The following is a 20,760-nucleotide window of genomic DNA, read 5'->3' as shown; positions in this document are numbered from 1 at the left end:
GACATGAACCAGACCTTTGTGAACACCGGCCGTCTGCTGGCGGCGGCCCTGCGGGCGCTGCTCGCGCTGACGCTGCTCACCGGAGTCGTCTACCCGCTCGTCGTCACGGGCGTGGCCCAGGCCTTCCTCGGGCACCGGGCGAACGGCTCGGAGGTCAGGGAGAGCGGCAGGGTCGTGGGCTCCTCCCTGATCGGGCAACAGCACTACGGCCTCGACTACTTCCAGCCGCGCCCGGCCGCCGGGCTGGGCACGAACACCCTGAACACCCAGTACAAGCTGGTCCTTTCCGGCGCCACCAACCTCGCCGCCGACAACCCCAAGCTGGTCAAGGCCATCGAGCAGGCTCGGGCAGAGGTGGTCAGGGTCAACTCCACGTCCGGCTACGAGGTGAAGCCCTCCCAGGTTCCGGCCGACGCCGTGACCTCCTCGGGTTCGGGTCTGGATCCGGACATCTCCCCGGCGTACGCGCTGCTCCAGGCGCACCGGGTGGCGGAGCGCAACCACCTGTCCGTGGCGCGGGTCGAGCACCTGGTGCGGGAGCACACCGAGAGCCGCACCCTCGGCTTCATCGGCGAGCCGCGGGTGAACGTCCTCCAACTCAACGTCGCGCTCAGGGAACTGACCACGGGCCGCTGACGGCCCGCCCGCGCCCCGCGCACTCTTGTCGCCTTCCGGAGCTACAGTGCGGCTCCGGAAGGTTCGCCGTCAGTGGCGAAAGTTTCGCGGACTCAGGGAGGGGTGACGGGAAGTGAAGGCACCGGCCGCCGTGCGGACGTACGAGAACCCCGTGATCGGAGGCTTCCACCCCGATCCCAGCGTGTGCCGGGTGGGCGAGGACCACTACCTGGTGTGCTCCAGCTTCGAGTACTTCCCCGGGGTCCCGCTGTTCCACAGCCGCGACCTGGTGCACTGGCGGCAGATCGGCAACGTGCTGGACCGGCCGGGGCAGTTGGAGCTGCCGGACGACCTCCCCGCCTCCGCCGGCATCTACGCCCCGACGATCCGCCACCACGACGGCCGCTTCTACGTGATCACCACCAACGTCGCGGCCGGGGGCACCTTCCTGGTCAGCGCCGAGGATCCGCGGGGGCCCTGGTCGGACCCGGTCTGGATCGACCTGCCCGGGATCGACCCCGACCTCGCCTGGGACGACGACGGCTCCTGCTGGTGCGCCGTCGCCGGGGTGCGGGTGGCCCGCATCGACCCGGCGACCGGCAAGGTCCTGGAAGGGCCGCTGCCGGCCTGGTCGGGGACAGGGCTCCAGCACCCGGAGGCGCCGCACCTGTACCGGATCGGCGCCTGGTGGTACCTCATGCTGGCCGAGGGCGGCACCGGGCACGGCCACGGTGTGTCGATCGCCCGCGCCCGCTCCCCGCGCGGCCCCTGGGAACCCGCGCCGGACAACCCGGTCCTCTCCCACCGCGGCACCGACCAGCCCGTCCAGTGCACGGGCCACGCCGACCTGGTGCGGGCGGCCGACGGCACCTGGTGGATGGTGCTGCTCGGCACCCGCCCCCGCGGCTGGTTCCCGGAGTTCCACGTGCTCGGCAGGGAGACCTTCCTGACCCCGGTGGCGTGGGTGGACGGGTGGCCGCGGGTCGGCCCGGTGCGCGAGCGGCATCCGGCGCCCGCGGCCTGGCACCCCCTGCCGCCGGAGCCCGAGCGGGACGACTTCGACGCGCCGTCCCTGGCGCCGGTCTGGATCTCCCCGCGCAGCAGGCCGGAGGGCTCCTGGTCGCTGAGCGAACACCCCGGCCGGCTGACGCTGCACGCGACCGGCGACAGCCTCGACCGGCCCGGCCACACCTTCGTAGGACGACGGCAGCAGCACCCCGACTGCCGGGTGGCCGCGCGCGTCGAGGCGGTCTCGGGCCGTGCCGGGCTGTCCGTCCGGCTGGACGAGGCGCACCACTACGACGTGGAGATCGGCGGGGGAGTGGTGGGCGTGGTCGCCCGGATCGGGCCGCTGCGGCAGCGGATCGCGGAGCACCCGGTGCCGCCCGGACCACTCACCCTGGTCGTGGACATCCGCACGGACGACGTGCCCCCGCCCACGGTCACGGCTCCGGACCGGCCGGCCACCGGCGCGCAGGCGGCGACCGGGGTCCGCGCGGCCGGCCCGGACGTGATCGCCTTCTCGGCCGAGGGCCCGGAGGGCACACTGGCGCTGGCCGAACTCGACGGACGCTATCTGTCCACCCAGGTCGCGGCCGGCTTCACCGGGCGAGTGATCGGCATGTACGTCACCGAGGGCAGTGCGGCCTTCGACTGGTTCGACTACCAGCCCCGGCATCCGCGCCGCCCCGTCGGCGCCTGACGGGCAGCGGGGCGACCGAGGCCCGGTCCGGATCGGGCCGCTGCGGCAGCGGATCGCGGAGCACCCGGTGCCGCCCGGACGGCTCACCCCGGTCGTGGACATCCGTGCGCCGCCGGTGACGGGCGGGCACCCGGGCGTGCACAGTGACGGGCGGTTCCCGGGACCGTGTCACCGGCCCGTCACCGACAGTGGCCGGCCCGGACATGCGTCGGGGCCGGTACGCGCGGGTGTGCGCGCCGGCCCCTGGTGATCCGCGGGCGGTTCGCCGAAGCCGCCCGGTGGTGCTCAGGCGGCGGTCACCACCCGGTCGGCGCCCAGCGGGCGGTGCGGGGCGATGATCTGGCCGTCCGGCAGGAGCTCACCGGTGTCCTCGAAGAACAGGACGCCGTTGCACAGCAGGCTCCAGCCCTGCTCCGGGTGGTGCGCCACGAGACGGGCGGATTCCCGGTCGGCGGAGTCGGCTGACGGGCACGGTGGCTGGTGCTGGCACATTGATGGGATCTTTCGCTCAGTCGTGTGGTCGCTGTCGGCTGTCGTACGTGTCCCGCGGCTGATGGTGTTCTCCATGGCCGCCCCCCGTTGTCGAGTCGGTCCAAAACCAGTGTTCCCCCACGGGCCTGATTCCGCAGGGATTTCGCAGCACCGCTTCTCACCGGTTGGAGACGCGTCACACGCGCGAGCGGTTCATCCCGAGAGCACCGTCTCTTCGGATGGTTCGCACTGGCCGGATGGGGCTAGTCCGATGGGACCCCCGTCGCGAACGCGGGTCGTGCGAGCGGATTTCGCCACGTACGAGCGTCTTCGGCGGCCGAACGGCCGAACGGCCTCGTACCCGGCTGCCGGAGGTTCCGACAGCCGGGTACGAGGCCGATGGGCGGGCGGTCAGGCGGGGGAGCCCATGAGCCGGATCGGGGTCACGCGGTGGGTGAGGACGGGGAGCAGGTCGGCGACCTGGTGCGGAAGATGGGCCGCGATACCGGGCGGGGCCGGCGCGAGCGGCACGAGCAGGTCGGTGGCGGCGGGGTGCCCGGTGGCGCCGTCGTCGGAGAGGTCGCCGTGCAGCCACAGCGTGAGCATGTACAGGCTGGGTATGGACAGCAGACGCGGCTGGAATGGCTGGTCCAGGGCCTCGGCCTGGCGCAACGCGCGCTCGGTGGAGGCGACGTAGGGGCCCTCGAAGAAGTGCGAGAAGGTCCAGCCGTCGGGGGTCAGCATGGTCTCGGCCGCTGCCACCGCGTGGTCGCCGGACCGGATCAGGAAGCGCCATCCGGCCAGCCTGGTCGCGGAGATCCCCTCGGGGGTGATCCGGTCCAGGACGTGCACCGGCAGCGGAAGCTCGGGGATCGCGGGCTCCTGGGCGGAGCGCAGTGCGGGGGAGCCGGCCTCGCGGACCGCGGTGGGGGAACCGAGTGCCGTGAGAACGGAGCGCAGGGCGGGCGCGGGAGCCGGGGGTACGTGCAGCGGCATGGTGGGTCGCCTCTCATTCGACAGGCACGGTGGCGCGAGGGCGGGCTGGGTGCGGACGGCGTTGTCAGCTCTCAGGGCAGGAGGAGGCTGGGGCCGGGCTCTGGTGAGCGAGGGGTGCGGGGCGCGGCCTGCCTCACGGGCTCCTGACAGGGTTCAGGGCTGTGGGCGCCAACTTCTGCTGTGGAGCAGAGTTTATACGACAAATGTTCAGGTGGTGTTTCGCCTAGCTGTTTTCAATGTGAACGGCAAGAGGTTATTCAGCCGGAGTCAATCGGGAATCATCCCTGCTCCACGTCAGCCGTATCGCGATGACCTCGGGTTGTGCCCGCACGGCGGTCGGCCTGATCTTGTCGGCGTTTTTCACGAGTTTCGTGGGGTACTCGAAACTGCTGGCTGCCGTATGCCCCGTGAATGTGCCTCCGGTCACTACACGACCAGAGTAGTCGGTGCGGGGCGGGAGCGGGACGTTATCGATCGCGTCGGCGGGGCATCATCCCACCTGACCGGGACCCCGGCGGCCGGATCTTCGGTCCGCCTTGCGAGGAGGGACGCTGCGATGGGGGAGAAGGTCGTCGCCGGCCAGTTGGACCTGTCGGACCGCAACCGCTACCGCGACAAGCTGCGGCGGTGCCTGACGGGGCTGGAGCGGTTGCTGGACGAGAAGCGGTTCGACCGGCCGAAGAACCTCATGGGGCTGGAGATCGAATTGAATCTGGTCGGCCCCGACGGCATGCCGAAAATGCTGAATGCGCAAGTTCTCGAGCGCATCGCGAGCCGTGACTTCCAAACAGAACTCGCCATGTTCAATCTGGAAGTCAACATTGCCCCACACCGCTTGGGCGGCCGGGTATTCGACCAGCTCGCCGAGGAGCTGCGGACGTCACTGGCATATGCCGACCGGAAAGCCGGTGAGGTGGACGCCGGAATAGCGATGATCGGCATTCTGCCCACCCTGGGCCGGGACGACCTGGTGTCCTCCAATCTCTCCGACGTCGACCGCTACGTGCTGCTGAATGATCAGATCGTGGCGGCCCGCGGAGAGGACTTCACCCTCGACATCGACGGCGTGGAGCATCTCACCTGCACCTCGAAGTCCATCGCGCCCGAGGCCGCCTGCACCTCCGTGCAGCTGCACCTCCAGGTCACCCCGGGCCGTTTCGCGGACGTGTGGAACGCGGCAGAGGCCGCCTGCGCCGCACAGATAGCCGTCGGCGCCAACTCGCCCTTCCTCTTCGGGCGCGAGCTGTGGCGGGAGTCGCGGCCGCCGCTGTTCCAGCAGTCCACCGACACCCGCCCGCCCGAGCTCCAGGCCCAGGGAGTTCGGCCGCGCACCTGGTTCGGCGAACGGTGGATCTCCTCGGCGTACGACCTCTTCGAGGAGAACCTGCGCTACTTCCCGGCCCTGCTGCCGATCTGCGACGGCGAGGACCCCCTCGACGTGCTGGAGGCGGGCGGCGTGCCCAAGCTGGCCGAACTGGTCCTGCACAACGGCACCGTCTACCGCTGGAACCGTCCGGTCTACGACGTCGCGGACGGCGTGCCGCACCTGCGTGTGGAGAACCGGGTGCTGCCCGCCGGACCCACCGTCACCGATGTGATCGCCAACGCGGCCTTCTACTACGGCCTCGTGCGGGCCCTGGCCGAGGAGCCCCGGCCGGTGTGGACCCGGCTGCCCTTCGAGGCCGCGGCCGCCAACTTCGACGCCGCCTGCCGGCACGGCATCGACGCCCGGTTCACCTGGCCCCGGCGCGGACGCCACTCGGGCACGGCCGAGGTCGACGCCGTCACTCTCGTCCGCGACGAACTGCTGCCGCTCGCGGAGGCCGGACTGAGCGCCTGGGGCGTGGAGCGGGCCGACCGGGACCTGTATCTGGGCGTGATCGAGGAGCGGTGCCGGCGCCGGACCAACGGCGCGGAGTGGCAGGCCGCCACCTTCCACCGGGCACTGGAGACGGGGATGGGCCGGGAAGCCGCCCTGGCCGCAACGACCCGTCGCTACCGCGAGCTGACGAAGTTCGGCGAGCCGGTCCACACCTGGCCGATCGGCCTGCCGGAGCCGGTCCCGGCAGGCTAGCTAGGGCCTGTCGTCGAATTCCCGCCTGCCGTGCGACGACAGGACCCAAGGACCTGCCCGGCGACGACTGCGATTCCCGGCGCCCTGACCCGCGGACGGACCCAGCCGGCCGTGCCGCCTCGCCGTAGACGGGGGGCACTCGTGCCCGCGGGAGAGGGATCGGGCAAGCTGTGACGTCCCACGACGGTGGCGCCGCGCGTGCGCACCCGTGCCGGAATCCGGCCGTACCCGTGCGGCGGGCCGGCGCGCCCCGTGGCGGGACGACCGAACTGGAGGCAGGTGTGCTGGCGGAGTCACAGCCGGTGGGCGACTCTCAACCGCAGGAGCGGCTGTCGCGGCGGATCCTCCGCGACGAGACACTGCTCGTCCTCGGGCTCTCGCTCGGGGCGAGCGGGGTGTCCGCGCTGATCAGCTTTGTCGGGTCGGTCACCAAACCCGGTGGGCTGAAGGACCAGGCCACTACGCTCAACGCCTCCGCCGCTCCGGGCCGTCCCTGGCTCGACCTCGCCTGGCAGCTGTTCGGGATCGCCACGGCCCTGATCCCCGTGGCCCTCGTCGCCCACTTCCTGCTGCGCGAGGGGCGCAGCCTGCGCACGCTCGGCTTCGACCGCACCCGCCCCTGGCCGGACCTCGGCCGCGGAGCGCTGGTCGCGGCGGTGATCGGCAGCACCGGAATCGCCTTCTACCTGGCCGCCCGCGCGTTCGGCTTCAACCTCACGGTGGTGCCCGAGGCGCTGCCCGCCGTGTGGTGGAAGTTCCCGGTGCTGATCCTGTCCGCGCTGCAGAACGCCGTCCTCGAAGAGGTCATCGTCGTCGGCTATCTGCTGCGCCGGCTCGGGCAGTTGGGCTGGACCCCGGGGTCCGCGCTGGTGGCCAGTTCCGTACTGCGCGGCTCGTACCACCTCTACCAGGGCGTCGGCGGCTTCGTCGGCAACATGGTGATGGGCGTGGTCTTCGTCTGGCTGTACCGGAGGTGGGGCCGGGTCGGCCCGCTCGTCGTGGCGCACTCCCTGCTCGACATCGGCGCGTTCGTGGGCTACGCCCTGCTGGCCGGGAAGGTGGGCTGGCTGCCGACGGCGTGAGCGGCACGGGGAACTTGAGAGGGGGCGTACGACAGTGTCGTACGCCCCCTCTCGGTGTTCCTAGACGAGCAGGTCGCCCTCGATGACGGTGACCGCGTGGCCGGTGAGCAGGGTGCGGTCGCCGCGCAGGCCGGTGCGCACGAGGCCCGAGCGGGCGGAGGCCTGGAGCCCGGTGAGGTCGGGGCGGCCGAGGCGCTCGGACCAGCAGGGGGCCAGGGCCGTGTGGGCGCTGCCCGTGACCGGGTCCTCGTCGATGCCGACGTTGGGGAAGAAGCACCGGGAGACGAAGTCGTAGCCCCGGGAGGGATCCTCGGCGCGGGCGGTGGCGATGATGCCGCGCGCGGAGTAGGCGGCGAGGGCCTTGTGGTCGGGGGCGAGGCCGCGGACGGTCTTCTCGTCGGCGAGCTCCAGGACCAGGTCGCCGACGTTCGCCCCGGTGTCGTAGGCGGTGCGGGGCTCGGTACCGAGGGCCCGGGCCACCCCGTCGGGGACGTCCACCGCGGTGAGCGGGGCGGTCGGGAAGTCAAGGGTGATCGCGCCGTCGCCGGCCGGGCTCGCGATGAGCACACCGCTGCGGGTGGCGAAGCGCACCGGCCCCTCGTGGGCGCCCGTCGTGCGCAGGACGTGGGCGGTGGCGAGGGTGGCGTGACCGCACATCGCGACCTCGGTGGCGGGCGTGAACCAGCGCAGTGCCCAGTCGGCCTCGCCGCCCTCGGGCAGCCGGTGGGCGAACGCCGTCTCGGCGTGGTTGACCTCCAGCGCCACCTTCTGGAGCCAGTCGTCCTCGGGGAAGGCGTCCAGCAGCAGCACCCCCGCGGGGTTGCCGGCGAACGGGCGGTCGGTGAAGGCGTCGACGATTCGAATCCGCATGCCCAGACGGTACGGGTTGCGGCGGGCGGCGAACCAAGGCCAATCCGGGACCGGCGGCCTTGGGGCAGGGGAAGCCGCAGTTCGGAGGGGATGGCCAAGCGAGCTGTTCCGATATATCGTTGAAGCATCGTGACAGATCGACGATGGGATGGAGTGGTTGCGATGCGTACCCATGGATTCGAGCACGGGCACCGGCAGGGCGGTCCCCGGCGCGGCCGCGGCGGTTTCGAGGAGCGCCGGGCGGCCTTCGGGCCCTTCGGTCCGGGCGGACCGGGTTTCGGTCCCGGCTTCGGACCGGGGTTCGGCCCGGGGCACTGGGGCGGGCGAGGGCGCGGGGGACCGCGTGGCCGGGCCCGGCGCGGTGATGTACGGGCCTCGATCCTGGCCCTGCTGAAGGACCGTCCCATGCACGGCTACGAGATGATCCAGGAGATCGCCGAGCGCAGCGGCGGCGCGTGGAAGCCCAGTCCCGGCTCGGTCTATCCCACCCTCCAGCTGTTGGAGGACGAGGGCCTGATCGTCAGCGAGAGCGAAGGCGGCAAGAAGCTGTTCTCGCTCACCGAGGCGGGCCGCAACGCCGCCGACGAGGGGCCGGACGCGCCCTGGGAAGAGGCCTCGCGCGGGGTCGACTGGGAGGCCCTCGGTGAGATCCGGCAGGCCGGCTTCGGTCTGATGGAGGCCTTCGGTCAGGTGTGGAAGACCGGCAGCAAGGAGCAGCGCGAGAAGGCGCTCGCCGTCATCAACGAGGCCCGCAAGAAGCTGTACCTGATCCTCGCCGACGAGGACTGACGGACGGCCTCGGGGTCCGGAAGTCCGCCGCGTCCGGGGAGCCGCAGGCGATCCGCCCCCTGTGGGCTCCCCGGCCAGGGGCTGTGCGGATGCGTCCCGATCTCATCCGTAAGGAGGAGATTCCGTCCGCCCGGGTCCACTTCCCGTGGGACGCCGAAATGCTTCCCGCCGGGGATGACCGGAGCCGGAGAGGCTGGTGAGCTGGACGATGTGCGATCCCGTGTTCCCCGGCAGCCGCCCTCCGGGCAGGACGCCCTCCGTCCGGACGACGACGCCCGGCTCAGTGCCGAGCTGGCGGCGGCGGTCGCCGGTGCCCGCAGAAGGGCCGTCCGGGACAGGGACCGGCAGATCGACACCGCCCACCTGCTGCACACGCTTCTGGAGTCCGACCCCGAGGTGCGCGCCGTGTTCGACGGCGGGCCGCAGATCGCCCGGCTGCTCGGCTACCTCGTGCAGCGCAGCATCGGATACGGCCTGCGCTGGCAGAGCACCGTCGAGGACTCCGGCGCCCTTCCCGTGGTGACGGAGACCGACGGTCTCTCGCCCGTGGCCTTCGTCGCCCTGGAGTACGCCTGCGAGCGCGCCGCCCGGCGCGGCGACGACCTGGCGCGCGGCCTCGACCTGCTCGCGGCGATCGTCGTGGACCCGCAGGCGCGCGCCGTGGAGGTGCTCAGCGGCGCCGCGATCGACGCGGGAGAGCTTGCCGCGCGGCTCGACAACGATGCCAAGGACTGTCCGGGAGAGTGCGCCGCGGACGGCGGACCCACCCGCTGAGGGGCGAGAGGGTCGCCCGGGGTGGGCGTGTCGTCGGGGCGTTCCTGGGCTTTTGTCCGGTGTGCCCGGTGGTGGCCCCGTCCAGGCGATGAGACAGGTGCCATCGAAGATGACGCTCATGTCATCGCCTGTCATCATGTGCCGGTGCGTACGTCTCAGATCAGTCAGGGCCGTCCCGGCAAGGGTGTCGGGCTCGGTCTCGCGCTCCTGTCCGCGGTCGCCTTCGGCGGTTCCGGTGTCGCGGCCAAGCCGCTGATCGAGGCGGGTCTCGACCCGCTGCACGTGGTGTGGCTGCGCGCCACCGGCGCGGCCCTGGTCATGCTGCCGCTCGCCGTACGCCACCGCGCGCTGCTGCGCAGCCGCCCCGCACTGCTCGCCGGGTTCGGACTGCTCGCCGTCGCCGGCGTCCAGGCCTGCTACTTCGCCGCGCTCTCCAGGATCCCCGTCGGGGTCGCCCTGCTCGTCGAGTACCTGGCGCCCGCCCTGGTGCTCGGCTGGGTCCGGTTCGTGCAGCGGCGGCCGGTCACCCGGGCCGCCGCCTTCGGCGTGGTCCTCGCGGCGGGCGGACTCGCCTGTGTCGTCGAGGTGTGGTCCGGCCTGAGCTTCGATGTCCTCGGACTGCTGCTCGCGCTCGGCGCCGCCTGCTGCCAGGTCGGTTACTTCGTGCTGTCCGACCAGGGCGGCGACGCGGGCGACGCGGCTCCGAACCCGCTCGGCGTCATCGCCTACGGACTGCTGATCGGCTCCGCCGTCCTGACCGTCGTCGCACGCCCCTGGAGCATGGACTGGTCGGTGCTCGCGCACAGCGCGGACATGAACGGCACATCGGTCCCGGCCGTCGCCCTGCTGCTGTGGGTCGTACTGGTCGCCACGGTCCTCGCGTACGTCACCGGGGTGCTCTCCGTGCGGCGGCTCTCGCCGCAGGTCGCCGGGGTGGTGGCATGTCTGGAGGCGGTCATCGCGACCGTGCTGGCCTGGGTGCTGCTCGGCGAGCGCCTCTCGGCGCCGCAGGTCGTCGGTGGCGCGGTCGTCCTGCTCGGCGCGTTCATCGCGCAGTCCTCCACGCCGTCGAAGGGGTCGGCGGAGCCGGTGGCGAGCGGCGGGGCGGAAAGGGAGTTGTCGGCCCGGGGAACGGCGGCCTAGGGTACGGATCATGCATTCGGACGCACTCGTTCTTCCGCCTCCGGCCGCCTGAGGCGGGCCCTCCGGTGAGCGCGCCCGGCGGTGAGCCGGGCCGAACGGTGCTGCCCGCAGAGGAAGTCCGCACGATCCCGACCGACGGGGTCCTGCCTCCCGAACTTCTGCACCTCTGCGGAGACGACTCATGTCCCATGCTTCTTCTGGCCTGCCCGTCGGGCGTGGCCTGCTCTATCTGATCGTCGCCGGTGCCGCCTGGGGCACCGCCGGCGCGGCCGCCTCGCTGGTCTACCGGACCAGCGACATCGGGCCGGTCACCCTGTCCTTCTGGCGCTGTGCCATCGGCTTCGTCCTGCTGCTCGCCGCGCGCCTGCTGCGCCCGCGCGTGCGGCCGGCCGTGCCCGTGCCGCTCGGCCGCAGGCTGCTGCGGGCCGGTGCCACCGGCGTCGGGCTCGCCGTGTTCCAGACGGCCTACTTCGCCGCGGTCGCGGCCACCGGGCTGGCCGTGGCGACCGTCGTCACCCTCGGCGCCGGGCCTGTCCTCATCGCGCTCGGCGCCCGTCTGACGATGGGCGAACGGCTCGGCCGGGCCGGCCTGACCGCCGTCGCCGGGGCGCTGGCCGGTCTTGGGGTACTGGTGCTGGGCAGCGGCGGTGCCGCCGTACGGCCGTGGGGCGTGCTGCTCGCCCTGCTCTCGGCGGCGGGCTACTGCGTGATGACGCTGCTCACCCGCTGGTGGGGCCGCGACGGCGGAGCCGACCACTCCGGGTCGACCCTCGGGGCGTTCGCGGTCACCAGCCTGTGCCTGCTGCCGTTCGCGCTGTGGGAAGGGCTGGTGCCGCACACCGACGACCCCGTAAGGGCGCTGTGGCTGCTGGCGTACATCGCCTCGGTCCCGACGGCCCTGGCCTACGCGCTCTACTTCGCGGGCGCGGCCGTCGTCCGGTCGGCCACGGTCTCGGTGATCATGCTGCTGGAGCCGGTCAGCGCGGCCGTGCTGGCCATCGCCCTGCTCGGCGAACGCCTCACGGCGGCGACCCTCGCCGGCACCACGCTGATGCTCGGCTCAGTCGCCGGCCTCGCACTGACGGAGGCGCGCGGAGCGCGAACGACGGCGGAGGAACCGGCGCTGGCGTGACGCTGGACGGGCGCGGATCGCGGGCCCGTTACCGGGCGGTCCGCCGGGCCGTCGCCTGGATGGGCCCATCTGCTCACTCGGCTCGCGCCTCTGCACAGCAGAGGTTCCCCGGCCGCCGCGTCGCGCGGGCCGTCCTGGTCCGCGAATGCCGTCGCGATACGGTCCTGGCCCTGTGAGCCGCACTGGAGGCGAACTCGAAGGTGCCGCTGAGCGTCGTCGACGACCACGGGTACGTCCTCGGTCCCTGGCAGGCGGAGCCGCGCACCCCGCCCGGGCGCGGCGTCCCGCCCAGCTCGGCCACTTCCACGCCGAGGGCGGCTCGGCACGAGCGGGGCGGGGCGGGGCGTCGTACGGCCGTCCGCTGTCCGGTAGCCGCGGGTTCGGGCCGGGCACGTGGGTGACGGCCTCGCCACGCCCGACGTCGTGGGGGAAGTGCGGGGGGCGTGACGGTCGGCCGGCCGAAGTCGTGGACGGACAGCCACCGTTGCCACACGGGTGGATCAGATCACAGCACCGTGAGATAGCCGGGAAGCTCGGTGCCGGGGGCCAGGTCGGGGTCGGCGAGCGGGGTGCCGTACTCCCTGCGGACCGGGACCACGCCGGCCCAGTGCGGCAGGGAGAGGTCCTCGGGCTCGTCGTTCACGCCGCCGACGCGCAGCTTGGCGGAGACCTCGTCCAGCTCCAGGCGGAGCACGGCGGTCGCGGCCAGCTCCTTGGTGTTGGCGGGACGGGAGTCGGCCGACCGGCCCGGCACCACGTGGTCGACCAGCGCGTCCAGCGCCAGGCGCTTCTCCTCGGGGTCGGTGACCTGGTGGGCGGTGCCGTGCACCACCACCGAGCGGTAGTTGATCGAGTGGTGGAAGGCGGAGCGGGCCAGGACCAGGCCGTCGACATGGGTGACCGTCAGGCAGACCGGCAGCCCGGGGTCGGCCTTGCCTGCCATCCGCAGCGGGCGCGAGCCCGTCGAACCGTGCACGTAGAGCCGCTCGCCGACCCGGGCGTACAGCGTCGGCAGCACCACGGGCGCGCCGTCGCGGACGAAGCCGAGGTGGCAGACGTAGCCCTCGTCGAGTATCGCGTGCACCAGCTCCCTGTCGTGCGACGCCCGGTCGGCGGAGCGGGTGGGAACGGTGCGCTCGGTCGGGGCGTAGGCGGCGGGTGGCGACGTCGGCGGCTGGGTCTCCTGCATTGCGGTCTCCATTGCATTAGTGCATAATCTGCTTTGTGCTAGGAGAGTATCGGATCGAAGGGCGGCGCGCAGCCGAGATCGCGGCGAGCGTCGAGCGCGCGGTGGGCTCCGGGGATCTGGAGCCGGGTCAACCGCTGCCGCCCATGCGGGAGTTGGCGGCCGAACTCGGGGTGAACCCCAATACCGTCGCGGCCGCGTACCGGACCCTGCGCGAGCGTGGGGTCATCGAGACCGCCGGGCGCCGCGGCAGCCGGGTGCGGCCCGCGCCCGCCACGACCGGGCGGGACCTTGTCCGTGTGGACGTGCCCGAGGGGGTGCGGGACATGTCGAGCGGCAACCCGGATCCGGCGCTGCTGCCGCCGCTGGCACCCGCGTTCGCGGCGGCCGCCGCGCTGGCCGACCGTGAGCCGGTGCTCTACGGGGACGTGGCCGTGGAGCCGGAGCTGGCCCGGATCGCCCGTGCCGCGCTGGACGCCGACGGGGTGCCGGACGGTCCGCTCGCCGTCCTCTCCGGTTCGCTCGACGGGGTGGAGCGCGTCCTCGCCGCCCACCTCAGGCCCGGCGACACCGTCGCCGTCGAGGACCCCGGGTGGGGCCGCACCCTGGACCTCGTCCCCGCCCTCGGACTGCGCACGGCGCCGGTGGGGGTCGACGACGAGGGCCCGCGCGCCGACGACGTGCGCCGCGCCCTCACGGACGGCGCCCGCGCGCTGATCGTCACGGCCCGCGCGCAGAACCCGACCGGCGCCGCGGTCGGCGCCACGCGCGCGCGTGCCCTGCGGGCCGTCCTCCGGGAACATCCGGAGACACTGCTGATCGAGGACGACCACGGCCACGGCATCGTGGACCTGCCCCCGCACCCGCTCGCCGGCGCCACCCGGCACTGGGCCTTTCTGCGTTCGGTCGCCAAGGCGTACGGCCCCGACCTGCGGCTCGCCGTGCTCACCGGGGACGGGACCACGGTCGACCGGGTGCACGGCCGCCAGCGCCTCGGGCCCGGATGGGTGAGCCGTCTGCTCCAGCGCGCCGTGGTGCGGCTGTGGTCGGACGGAGCCCTCGACCCGAGCGCGGTGGCCGCGTCCTACCGGCGGCGGCGCGACCTGCTGACCGGCGCGCTGGCCGACCGCGGCATCGCGGCCCACGGGCGCAGCGGGATGAACGTATGGGTGCCCGTGCCGGACGAGACCGGCGTCGTCGCGAGCCTGCTGCACGCCGGCTGGGCCGTCGCCCCCGGCGCCCGCTACCGGCTCGCCGCCCCGCCCGGCATCCGGATCACCATCTCCACTTTGCGGGACGAGGAGGCCGAGCGGCTCGCGGAGGCGATGGCGACGGCCCTGCGTCCGGCGCCCGCGCGCAGTTACGTCTAGGGTCTCTCGTTTGGATCAGCCGGGCTCGCGGGCCCTGGCACCGTTCCCCCGAGCTCTTCGAGCAGGGGGTACCCCCAGCCGCGTCGTCGTCGGCGGCAGGGCTCCGCCCTGCCGCCCTCCTCCGCCTTGCGATGCACGGCACCAGACCCCGCTCCCTGATCCGGCCTGATCCAAACAAAAGACCCTGGGACAGACCCGAGGCGTCCGGTCTTTTCGGTGCTACGCCGTCGTGGCCGGCTCCGGGCGGGACGGCGGCTCGGGCGTCTTCGAAGCGGAGGCGGGCTCCTGGTCCGGCCGGGGCTTGCCGGGTCCGGCGGACGTGACGCGGCTCTTCGGGCGGGCCTGGGTCAGTGCCGCGCCCGCCAGGACGATCACCGCGCCGACCGGGGTCGACCAGGTGAGGGTCTCGCCCAGCACGGCGACACCGGCCGCGGTGGCGATCACCGGGACGAAGTACGTGACCATCTGGGCCGTGGTCGGCCCGACCTCCGCGACCAGGCCGTACTGGACGAGCATCGCGAAGCCGGTGCCCAGCGCGCCCAGGGCGGCGATCGCGAGCAGCGGCACGACGGGCAGATGGTCCGGAGCGCTGGTGAACAGTGGTGTGACGACGGCAAGTTGCACCGTGGCCAGCAGCAACTGCCCTCCGGTCAGCGACAGGTGGGACTCGCTGGAACCCGCCAGGGTGCGCCGTACGTAGATCCAGCCGACCGGGTAGCTCAGCGAGGCCAGCAGCGCCATCGCCGTGCCGCCGGCGTCCAGTCCGTGGAAGCCCTGCCAGGCGCCGAGCACCGTCAGCACACCGAGGAAGCCCAGCCCGAGGCCCGCGACCCGGAGCCGGGTCGGGCGGTCCTCGGAGAGGGCGACGAGGGACAGGACCATGCCCCACAGCGGCGAGGTCGCGTTGCAGATCCCCGCGAGGGTGGACGGAATCGTCAGCTCCGAGTACGCGAAGAGCGAGAACGGCAGCGCGTTGAGGAAGAACGCCGCGACCGCCAGATGCCCCCAGGTCCGCGCACCGCGCGGCAGCCGCTCCCGCTTCACCGCCATCGCCACCGCGAGCACCGCCGTGCCGAACACCAGCCGTCCGAGCGTCACCTGGAACGGGGCGAAGCCGTCCGTGCCCACCTTCATGAACAGGAAGCTGAAGCCCCAGACCAGCGACAGGAAGGCGAAACGGATCCGCCAGTGCACGGGACGCCGGGCCGGTCTGGCCGGGCCGGACGGGGACTGCGGGGAGGTGGGCGAGGTGCTGCTCATGGTCGTACGATGCACGCCCACGACCTCGTAGCACAATCGAGAATTCGCGCGCGATATCTCGTAGCATCGCTTACATGTTGAATCTGGAGCGCCTGCGCACGCTGGACGCCCTCGCGCGGCACGGCTCGGTCAGCGGCGCCGCGGAGGGTCTGCACGTGACGACCTCCGCCGTCTCCCAGCAGATGGCCAAGCTGGAACGGGAGGTGGGCCAGCAGCTCCTCGCCAAGAACGGCCGGGGAGTGCGGCTCACGGACGCCGGACGGCTGCTCGCCGAGCACGCGACGCGCATCCTGTCCCAGGTCGAGTTCGCCCAGGCCGATCTGGAGGCACAGCGCGGACAGGTGGTCGGCGAGCTGCGGCTCGGCGCGTTCCCCACCGCCGCGCGCGGGCTGTTCCCGGCCGCCCTGTCCCATCTGCGCGACCGGCATCCGAGCCTTCGGGTCCACACCGCGGAGATGGAGCCGGCCGCGGCCGTGCGCGCCGTGCTGCGCGGCGACGTGGACCTGTCCGTCGTCCTCGACTGGTACAACAAGCCGCTGCCCGTGCCGGACGGGCTCAGCCGGGCCGCGATCCTCGACGACCCCGCCGACGTGGCACTGCCCGCCGCGCACCCCCACGCCGACCGCACCGAGGTCGACCTGGAGGACTTCGCGGACGACGACTGGGTCACCTGGGGCGAGGCCCAGTTCTGCGACGAGTGGCTGCTGGACACCCTGCGCTCCAAGGGCGTCGAACCGCGCATCGCCCACCGTGCCGAGGAGCACGCCACCCAGCTCGCCCTGGTCGCCGCCGGCCTCGGCGTGTGCGTGGCTCCCCGGCTCGGGCGCGGGCCGCTGCCCGCCGGGGTGCGGACCGTCCCGGTGCGGCAGGTGGTCCGGCGGCACGTCTACGCCGTCTGGCGCGCCGACGCCGACCGCCGGCCCTCCATCCGCGCGGCCGTCGACGCCCTGCGGACGGTGGGCGCGCGGATCGTCTGAGCCGCCGCCGGCGGGCCTACACCGAGCCCAGCTTGCGGAAGTCCCAGGAGACGATCTTCTCCGGGGTAAGCCGCAGCCACGCGTGCCGGCCGTCGTGCGGCATCTCCTCCAGGCCGAAGTTCTTGCGGGCGAACAGCGTCTCGGGCAGGTCGAGTTCGGCGCACAGCTCCCCGGTGCGCGGTGCCTCGCCCACGACCTCCGCCGCGCCGGACAGCTCCGCGCCCCGCAGTTGTTCGTACTCCTCGCCCGTGTCGACGACCACGGCCACCCGCGGATCGCGGCGCAGATCGGCCCAGCGTCTGCTGCGCACCACGGAGTAGAGCCACAGCGAGGTGCCGTCCCAGACGAACCACAGGGCGCTCACGTGCGGAGCGCCGCCGGGCGACACGGTGGCGACCCGGCAGGTGCGCTGAGTGGTCAGGAACTCGTCCAGCTCGCCCGGCGTCATCATGATCTTCCGGCCCCGGCGCTGGGTGACGGTCATGCGGCCCTCTCTCTTCTCTTCTCCCACGCGCGGGGGCACCTTCCGACGGCCCGCCACGACCCGCCCCACCCTCCGCGGGTGTCAGGCGAGCCTGATCTCCCCGTCCGCTACCGAGATGTCCTTGGCGGGCAGCGGCTTCAGGGCCGGGCCCTTCTTGACGCTGCCGTCGGCGGCGGAGAACTCGCTCTGGTGGCACGGGCAGACGATCACGCCGTCGGCTATCCGGTTCACCGCGCAGCCCTGGTGGGTGCAGGTGGAGGAGAAGGCCTTGAACTCGCCCTTCGCCGGCTGCGTGACGACCACGCCCTGGGTGCCGAAGACCTTGCCGCCGCCCTCGGGGATGTCGGACGTCTTCGCGAGCACGGTGCCGCCGGAGCCCGCCGCGGCGCCGTCACCGCCCGAACCGCCGGTCGTCCCGGACCCGTTCTGGGTGGTGGAGGCACCGGAGCCGGAGTTGTCCTCCGATCCGCACGCGGTCAGCGCGGCGGCGAGCCCCGCCGCGCCCACCGCCGCCACCACCGTGCGGCGGGCCGGTGCCCCCTGGGGGTGAAGCGATTCGCTGGTCATGCCGACGTCCCCTTTCGATACAGGTCTCACGCTGGTTCCGCGCGGGTTCCACGCAGGGCTTGCTGGTCCGTCCAGGGGTACGGGCGGCGGGCATCCGGTGTTCAGATCGGGTCCGGACCCCGGCCGGCGGGCGAATCGGCCGGCCGCGGGACGCCCGGTACCGCACCGGTAAAGTGGGGCGGTGCTCAAGGAAGTCATCGCGACCCGCTACATCACTCCGCTGCGCGAGGGCGGCTCGCTGCCGGGGCTCGTCGAGGCCGACGACTTCGGGACGTACGTCCTGAAGTTCACCGGCGCCGGGCAGGGCCGCAAGACGCTCGTCGCCGAGGTGGTCTGCGGGGAACTCGCCCGCCGGCTGGGACTGCGGGTGCCCGGGCTGGTCACGGTCGACCTCGACCCGGTGCTGGGACTCGGCGAACCCGACGAGCGGGTGCAGGAACTGCTCAGGTCCAGCGGTGGCACCAACCTCGGCATGGACTTCCTCTCCGGAGCGCTCGGCTTCGACCCGCTCGCCTTCCCGGTGGACGCCGAAGAGGCGGGCAGGATCGTCTGGTTCGACGCGCTGGTGAACAACGTCGACCGATCCTGGCGCAACCCCAACCTGCTCAGATGGCGCGGCGAGCTGTGGCTCATCGACCACGGCGCCACGATGATCTGGCACCACAACTGGCCCGGCGCGCAGGCCTCGGCCGGGCGGCCGTACGACGCCTCGGACCACGCCCTCGCGCCCTTCGGTCCGGACGTCGCCGCCGCCGCGCGACGCCTGGCACCCCTGGTCACCGAGGACCTGCTCGCCGAGGTGACCGCCGAGATCCCCGACGCCTGGCTGACCGACGAGCCCGGCTTCGACACGCCCGACGACCTGCGACGGGCCTACGCACGACCGCTGCTCGCACGGGCCCCCGTGATCCACGAGCGCATCCACGGCATCGAGGAGGCCCAGTGAGCGAGCGTCACCTCGCCGGAGGCGGCCGGGCGGGCGACCGCCACATCGTCCGGGCCGGCCGGACGGACGACCGCGACGTCTTCGAGTACGCCCTGCTGCGCGTCGTCCCGCGCGTCGAGCGCGGCGAGTGCATCAACGCGGGCGTGCTCGTCTACAGCCGCGCGCGGGCGTACGTCGGCGCGCGCACCCACCTGGACGAGTCCAGGCTGCTCGCCCTGGACCCGGACGCGGACGTCGAGGGCGTCCGTGCCGCGCTCGCCGCGATAGAGAGCGTGTGCGCCGGGGGAGCGGCCGCCGGGCAGGCCGCGGGCGACGACGCCGGGCGGCGCTTCCGCTGGCTGGTCGCGCCCCGCTCCACCGTCGTCCAGCCCGGTCCGGTGCACACCGGACTGACCACCGACCCGGCCGCGGAGCCGGAGCGGTTGCTGGACCTCCTGGTGAGGTAATGGATCACATGCGCCCGGTGCGCCGTTGACACCGGGTGCCACGGCTTCTAGCGTCGCATCCACCAAAGGTACTAAGCGGTCGCTCACCGTAGATCAGGTTCTCTCAAGGGCGAGGAGAAGCAGCAATGTCCACCACTGAGCAGCGGGTCGCCGTCGTCACCGGTGCCGCGCGCGGCATCGGCGCCGCCACCGCCGTACGACTGGCCGCCGAGGGGCGCGCGGTCGCCGTGATCGACCTCGACGAGTCCGCCTGCAAGGACACCGTGGAGAAGATCACCGCGGCCGGCGGCAGGGCCATCGCGGTCGGCGCCGACGTCTCGGACGAGGCACAGGTCGAGGCGGCGGTCGCGCGTGTCGTCGAGGAACTCGGCGCGCCCACCATCCTGGTCAACAACGCGGGGGTGCTCCGCGACAACCTGCTGTTCAAGATGAGCGTCTCGGACTGGGACACCGTCATGAACGTCCACCTGCGCGGCTCCTTCCTGATGAGCCGTGCCTGCCAGAAGCACATGGTGGACGCCGGCTTCGGCCGGATCGTCAACCTCTCCTCGTCCTCGGCGCTCGGCAACCGCGGCCAGGCCAACTACTCGGCCGCCAAGGCCGGTCTGCAGGGCCTCACCAAGACCCTCGCCAAGGAACTCGGCAAGTTCGGCATCACCGCCAACTCCGTCGCCCCGGGCTTCATCGCCACCGAGATGACCAAGGCCACCGCGGAACGCGTCGGCATGGGCTTCGAGGACTTCAAGGCCGTGGCCGCCACCCAGATCCCGGTGCAGCGTGTCGGCGAACCCGAGGACATCGCCAACGCCATCGCCTTCTTCACCGGTGACGCGGCCGGCTTCGTCTCCGGCCAGGTGCTGTACGTCGCCGGCGGGCCGCTCGACTAGGGATCACGGACATGACTGAACTTTCCGGCAAGGTCGCCCTCGTCACCGGAGCGAGCCGCGGCATCGGATACGGCATCGCCGAGGCGCTGGTCGCCCGCGGCGACCGGGTGTGCATCACCGGCCGCAACGAGGAGGCCCTGAAGGAGGCCGTGGAGAAGCTCGGCTCCGACCGGGTCGTCGCGGTCGCGGGCAAGGCCCACGACGAGGCCCACCGGGCCGAGGCCGTCGATCGCGTCATGGAGGCGTTCGGCCGCGTGGACTTCCTGATCAACAACGCCGGCACCAACCCGGTGTTCGGACCGATCGCCGACCTCGACCTGAACGTGGCGCGCAAGGTCTTCGAGACCAACGTCGTCTCCGCGCTCGGCTTCGCCCAGCGCACCTGGCACGCCTGGCAGAAGGACAACGGCGGCGCGATCGTGAACATCGCCTCGGTCGCGGGCCTGTCGGCCTCGCCGTTCGTCGGCGCCTACGGCGTCAGCAAGGCGGCGATGATCAACCTGACCCAGCAGCTGGCGCACGAGTTCGCCCCGCGGGTGCGGGTCAACGCGATCGCGCCCGCCGTGGTGAAGACCAAGTTCGCCAAGGCGCTCTACGAGGGCCGGGAGGAGGAGGCGGCCGCCTCCTACCCGCTGGGCCGGCTCGGCGTGCCCTCCGACATCGGCGGCGCGGCGGCGTTCCTCACCTCCGCGCAGTCCGACTGGGTCACCGGACAGACCCTCGTCGTCGACGGCGGCATCTTCCTCAACGCCGGGGTGGGCTGACGCGCCGACGAGTCCCGGGCGCCGATACCGTCTCTTCGTCCCTTCGTCGACATACGGCTTCGTCGACGTTCCGTTGACGGAATCGGCGCCCGTGCCGCAGGCCGCCACGCGCTCGGCGGGATGACAACGTCGTCATGTTCCGAACTGATCAAGAGCCCCGTCCGAAGCAGGTTCAACGGGCGGGGCTCTGCGGTATGGTCTGCCGACCCCTTGGTATGGCAGATC

At 72.6% G+C, this 20,760-nt stretch carries 21 protein-coding genes; 14 read left to right on the top strand and 7 right to left on the bottom strand.

The annotated features are described in order from the left end of the window. The first annotated feature begins 3 nt into the window (after window positions 1–3). Both kdpC and ACFY3J_RS15130 read left to right on the top strand, forming a co-directional pair. A complete protein-coding gene (kdpC, locus tag ACFY3J_RS15135) occupies window positions 4–636 on the top strand; it encodes a potassium-transporting ATPase subunit KdpC (RefSeq protein ID WP_390841008.1) in 633 nt (210 codons plus the stop codon). 130 nt (window positions 637–766) lie between these two features. Continuing rightward, window positions 767–2,317, top strand: a complete 1,551-nt coding sequence (locus tag ACFY3J_RS15130) for a glycoside hydrolase family 43 protein (RefSeq protein ID WP_390841015.1) — start codon at window positions 767–769, stop codon at window positions 2,315–2,317. Window positions 2,318–2,602: 285 nt separating this feature from the next. On the opposite strand, the gene ACFY3J_RS15125 is transcribed toward ACFY3J_RS15130, so the two are convergent. Together ACFY3J_RS15125 and ACFY3J_RS15120 are read right to left on the bottom strand one after the other, a co-directional pair. Further along, entirely contained in the window at window positions 2,603–2,809 is a 207-nt protein-coding gene (locus ACFY3J_RS15125; RefSeq protein WP_281155090.1) for a DUF5999 family protein, read from the bottom strand. Window positions 2,810–3,199: 390 nt separating this feature from the next. Beyond that, entirely contained in the window at window positions 3,200–3,784 is a 585-nt protein-coding gene (locus tag ACFY3J_RS15120; protein WP_384187353.1) for a hypothetical protein, read from the bottom strand. A 556-nt stretch (window positions 3,785–4,340) separates the two neighbouring features. Between ACFY3J_RS15120 and ACFY3J_RS15115 the strand changes: the two genes are divergently transcribed. Beyond that, on the top strand, window positions 4,341–5,858 hold the full coding sequence (locus ACFY3J_RS15115; RefSeq protein ID WP_384187350.1) for a glutamate--cysteine ligase: 1,518 nt from the start codon (window positions 4,341–4,343) through the stop codon (window positions 5,856–5,858). Between the two features lie 284 nt (window positions 5,859–6,142). Beyond that, window positions 6,143–6,940 carry a CPBP family intramembrane glutamic endopeptidase gene (locus tag ACFY3J_RS15110; RefSeq protein WP_384187633.1) on the top strand — a complete coding sequence of 266 codons (798 nt, stop codon included), beginning with the start codon at window positions 6,143–6,145 and terminating at the stop codon, window positions 6,938–6,940. A 60-nt stretch (window positions 6,941–7,000) separates the two neighbouring features. On the opposite strand, the gene ACFY3J_RS15105 is transcribed toward ACFY3J_RS15110, so the two are convergent. Beyond that, entirely contained in the window at window positions 7,001–7,810 is an 810-nt protein-coding gene (locus ACFY3J_RS15105) for a PhzF family phenazine biosynthesis protein (protein ID WP_390841007.1), read from the bottom strand. 162 nt (window positions 7,811–7,972) lie between these two features. Between ACFY3J_RS15105 and ACFY3J_RS15100 the strand changes: the two genes are divergently transcribed. The 4 genes from ACFY3J_RS15100 (at window position 7,973) to ACFY3J_RS15085 (ending at window position 11,648) form a co-directional block, all read left to right on the top strand. Further along, window positions 7,973–8,599 (top strand): PadR family transcriptional regulator, encoded by a 627-nt coding sequence (locus ACFY3J_RS15100; protein ID WP_390841006.1) that lies wholly within the window; start codon window positions 7,973–7,975, stop codon window positions 8,597–8,599. A gap of 210 nt (window positions 8,600–8,809) precedes the next feature. Beyond that, on the top strand, window positions 8,810–9,373 hold the full coding sequence (locus ACFY3J_RS15095) for a Clp protease N-terminal domain-containing protein (protein WP_390841005.1): 564 nt from the start codon (window positions 8,810–8,812) through the stop codon (window positions 9,371–9,373). A 138-nt stretch (window positions 9,374–9,511) separates the two neighbouring features. Further along, a complete protein-coding gene (locus ACFY3J_RS15090) occupies window positions 9,512–10,516 on the top strand; it encodes a DMT family transporter (protein WP_384181765.1) in 1,005 nt (334 codons plus the stop codon). Between the two features lie 181 nt (window positions 10,517–10,697). Beyond that, entirely contained in the window at window positions 10,698–11,648 is a 951-nt protein-coding gene (locus tag ACFY3J_RS15085; RefSeq protein WP_390841004.1) for a DMT family transporter, read from the top strand. A 505-nt stretch (window positions 11,649–12,153) separates the two neighbouring features. Here ACFY3J_RS15085 and ACFY3J_RS15080 read toward each other — a convergent pair. Then, entirely contained in the window at window positions 12,154–12,837 is a 684-nt protein-coding gene (locus ACFY3J_RS15080; protein WP_390841003.1) for a pyridoxamine 5'-phosphate oxidase family protein, read from the bottom strand. Between the two features lie 35 nt (window positions 12,838–12,872). Here ACFY3J_RS15080 and ACFY3J_RS15075 point away from each other — a divergent pair, with 35 nt between their 5' ends. Then, entirely contained in the window at window positions 12,873–14,204 is a 1,332-nt protein-coding gene (locus ACFY3J_RS15075; RefSeq protein ID WP_384181758.1) for an aminotransferase class I/II-fold pyridoxal phosphate-dependent enzyme, read from the top strand. Window positions 14,205–14,423: 219 nt separating this feature from the next. Here ACFY3J_RS15075 and ACFY3J_RS15070 read toward each other — a convergent pair whose 3' ends face one another. Further along, window positions 14,424–15,464: a DMT family transporter gene (locus tag ACFY3J_RS15070; RefSeq protein ID WP_390841002.1), complete on the bottom strand. Its 1,041-nt coding sequence runs from the start codon at window positions 15,462–15,464 to the stop codon at window positions 14,424–14,426. A gap of 74 nt (window positions 15,465–15,538) precedes the next feature. Here ACFY3J_RS15070 and ACFY3J_RS15065 point away from each other — a divergent pair, with 74 nt between their 5' ends. Then, window positions 15,539–16,441, top strand: coding sequence for a LysR family transcriptional regulator (locus tag ACFY3J_RS15065; RefSeq protein WP_384181754.1), 903 nt, complete (start codon window positions 15,539–15,541; stop codon window positions 16,439–16,441). A gap of 16 nt (window positions 16,442–16,457) precedes the next feature. Here the strand turns inward: ACFY3J_RS15065 and ACFY3J_RS15060 are convergent, their stop codons facing one another. Continuing rightward, entirely contained in the window at window positions 16,458–16,925 is a 468-nt protein-coding gene (locus tag ACFY3J_RS15060; RefSeq protein WP_384181752.1) for a pyridoxamine 5'-phosphate oxidase family protein, read from the bottom strand. 81 nt (window positions 16,926–17,006) lie between these two features. Further along, a complete protein-coding gene (locus tag ACFY3J_RS15055; protein ID WP_384181750.1) occupies window positions 17,007–17,492 on the bottom strand; it encodes a Rieske (2Fe-2S) protein in 486 nt (161 codons plus the stop codon). Window positions 17,493–17,673: 181 nt separating this feature from the next. Here ACFY3J_RS15055 and ACFY3J_RS15050 point away from each other — a divergent pair, with 181 nt between their 5' ends. The 4 genes from ACFY3J_RS15050 (at window position 17,674) to ACFY3J_RS15035 (ending at window position 20,535) form a co-directional block, all read left to right on the top strand. Beyond that, a complete protein-coding gene (locus ACFY3J_RS15050; RefSeq protein WP_384181748.1) occupies window positions 17,674–18,438 on the top strand; it encodes a HipA family kinase in 765 nt (254 codons plus the stop codon). Continuing rightward, window positions 18,435–18,884 (top strand): DUF3037 domain-containing protein, encoded by a 450-nt coding sequence (locus tag ACFY3J_RS15045; RefSeq protein ID WP_384181746.1) that lies wholly within the window; start codon window positions 18,435–18,437, stop codon window positions 18,882–18,884. The genes ACFY3J_RS15050 and ACFY3J_RS15045 overlap by 4 nt, the downstream gene beginning before the upstream one ends. A 125-nt stretch (window positions 18,885–19,009) precedes the next feature. After that, window positions 19,010–19,771 carry a 3-oxoacyl-ACP reductase FabG gene (fabG, locus tag ACFY3J_RS15040; protein WP_384181744.1) on the top strand — a complete coding sequence of 254 codons (762 nt, stop codon included), beginning with the start codon at window positions 19,010–19,012 and terminating at the stop codon, window positions 19,769–19,771. A gap of 11 nt (window positions 19,772–19,782) precedes the next feature. Continuing rightward, a complete protein-coding gene (locus tag ACFY3J_RS15035) occupies window positions 19,783–20,535 on the top strand; it encodes an SDR family oxidoreductase (protein WP_384181742.1) in 753 nt (250 codons plus the stop codon). Window positions 20,536–20,760: the final 225 nt, after the last annotated feature.

The sequence above is a fragment of the Streptomyces sp. NPDC001231 genome (assembly GCF_042896885.1).
Lineage (GTDB): Bacteria > Actinomycetota > Actinomycetes > Streptomycetales > Streptomycetaceae > Streptomyces.
This window is presented reverse-complemented; position numbering and strand designations above follow the sequence as displayed.

Excerpts from the sequence above, each read along its gene's own strand:
- kdpC (WP_390841008.1), top strand. The coding sequence starts at position 4 with ATGAACCAGACCTTTGTGAACACCGGCCGTCTGCTGGCGGCGGCCCTG.
- ACFY3J_RS15125 (WP_281155090.1), bottom strand. The coding sequence starts at position 2,809 with ATGTGCCAGCACCAGCCACCGTGCCCGTCAGCCGACTCCGCCGACCGG.
- ACFY3J_RS15120 (WP_384187353.1), bottom strand. The coding sequence starts at position 3,784 with ATGCCGCTGCACGTACCCCCGGCTCCCGCGCCCGCCCTGCGCTCCGTT.
- ACFY3J_RS15115 (WP_384187350.1), top strand. The coding sequence starts at position 4,341 with ATGGGGGAGAAGGTCGTCGCCGGCCAGTTGGACCTGTCGGACCGCAAC.
- ACFY3J_RS15105 (WP_390841007.1), bottom strand. The coding sequence starts at position 7,810 with ATGCGGATTCGAATCGTCGACGCCTTCACCGACCGCCCGTTCGCCGGC.
- ACFY3J_RS15100 (WP_390841006.1), top strand. The coding sequence starts at position 7,973 with ATGCGTACCCATGGATTCGAGCACGGGCACCGGCAGGGCGGTCCCCGG.
- ACFY3J_RS15085 (WP_390841004.1), top strand. The coding sequence starts at position 10,698 with ATGTCCCATGCTTCTTCTGGCCTGCCCGTCGGGCGTGGCCTGCTCTAT.
- ACFY3J_RS15080 (WP_390841003.1), bottom strand. The coding sequence starts at position 12,837 with ATGCAGGAGACCCAGCCGCCGACGTCGCCACCCGCCGCCTACGCCCCG.
- ACFY3J_RS15070 (WP_390841002.1), bottom strand. The coding sequence starts at position 15,464 with ATGAGCAGCACCTCGCCCACCTCCCCGCAGTCCCCGTCCGGCCCGGCC.
- ACFY3J_RS15065 (WP_384181754.1), top strand. The coding sequence starts at position 15,539 with ATGTTGAATCTGGAGCGCCTGCGCACGCTGGACGCCCTCGCGCGGCAC.
- ACFY3J_RS15060 (WP_384181752.1), bottom strand. The coding sequence starts at position 16,925 with ATGACCGTCACCCAGCGCCGGGGCCGGAAGATCATGATGACGCCGGGC.
- ACFY3J_RS15055 (WP_384181750.1), bottom strand. The coding sequence starts at position 17,492 with ATGACCAGCGAATCGCTTCACCCCCAGGGGGCACCGGCCCGCCGCACG.
- fabG (WP_384181744.1), top strand. The coding sequence starts at position 19,010 with ATGTCCACCACTGAGCAGCGGGTCGCCGTCGTCACCGGTGCCGCGCGC.
- ACFY3J_RS15035 (WP_384181742.1), top strand. The coding sequence starts at position 19,783 with ATGACTGAACTTTCCGGCAAGGTCGCCCTCGTCACCGGAGCGAGCCGC.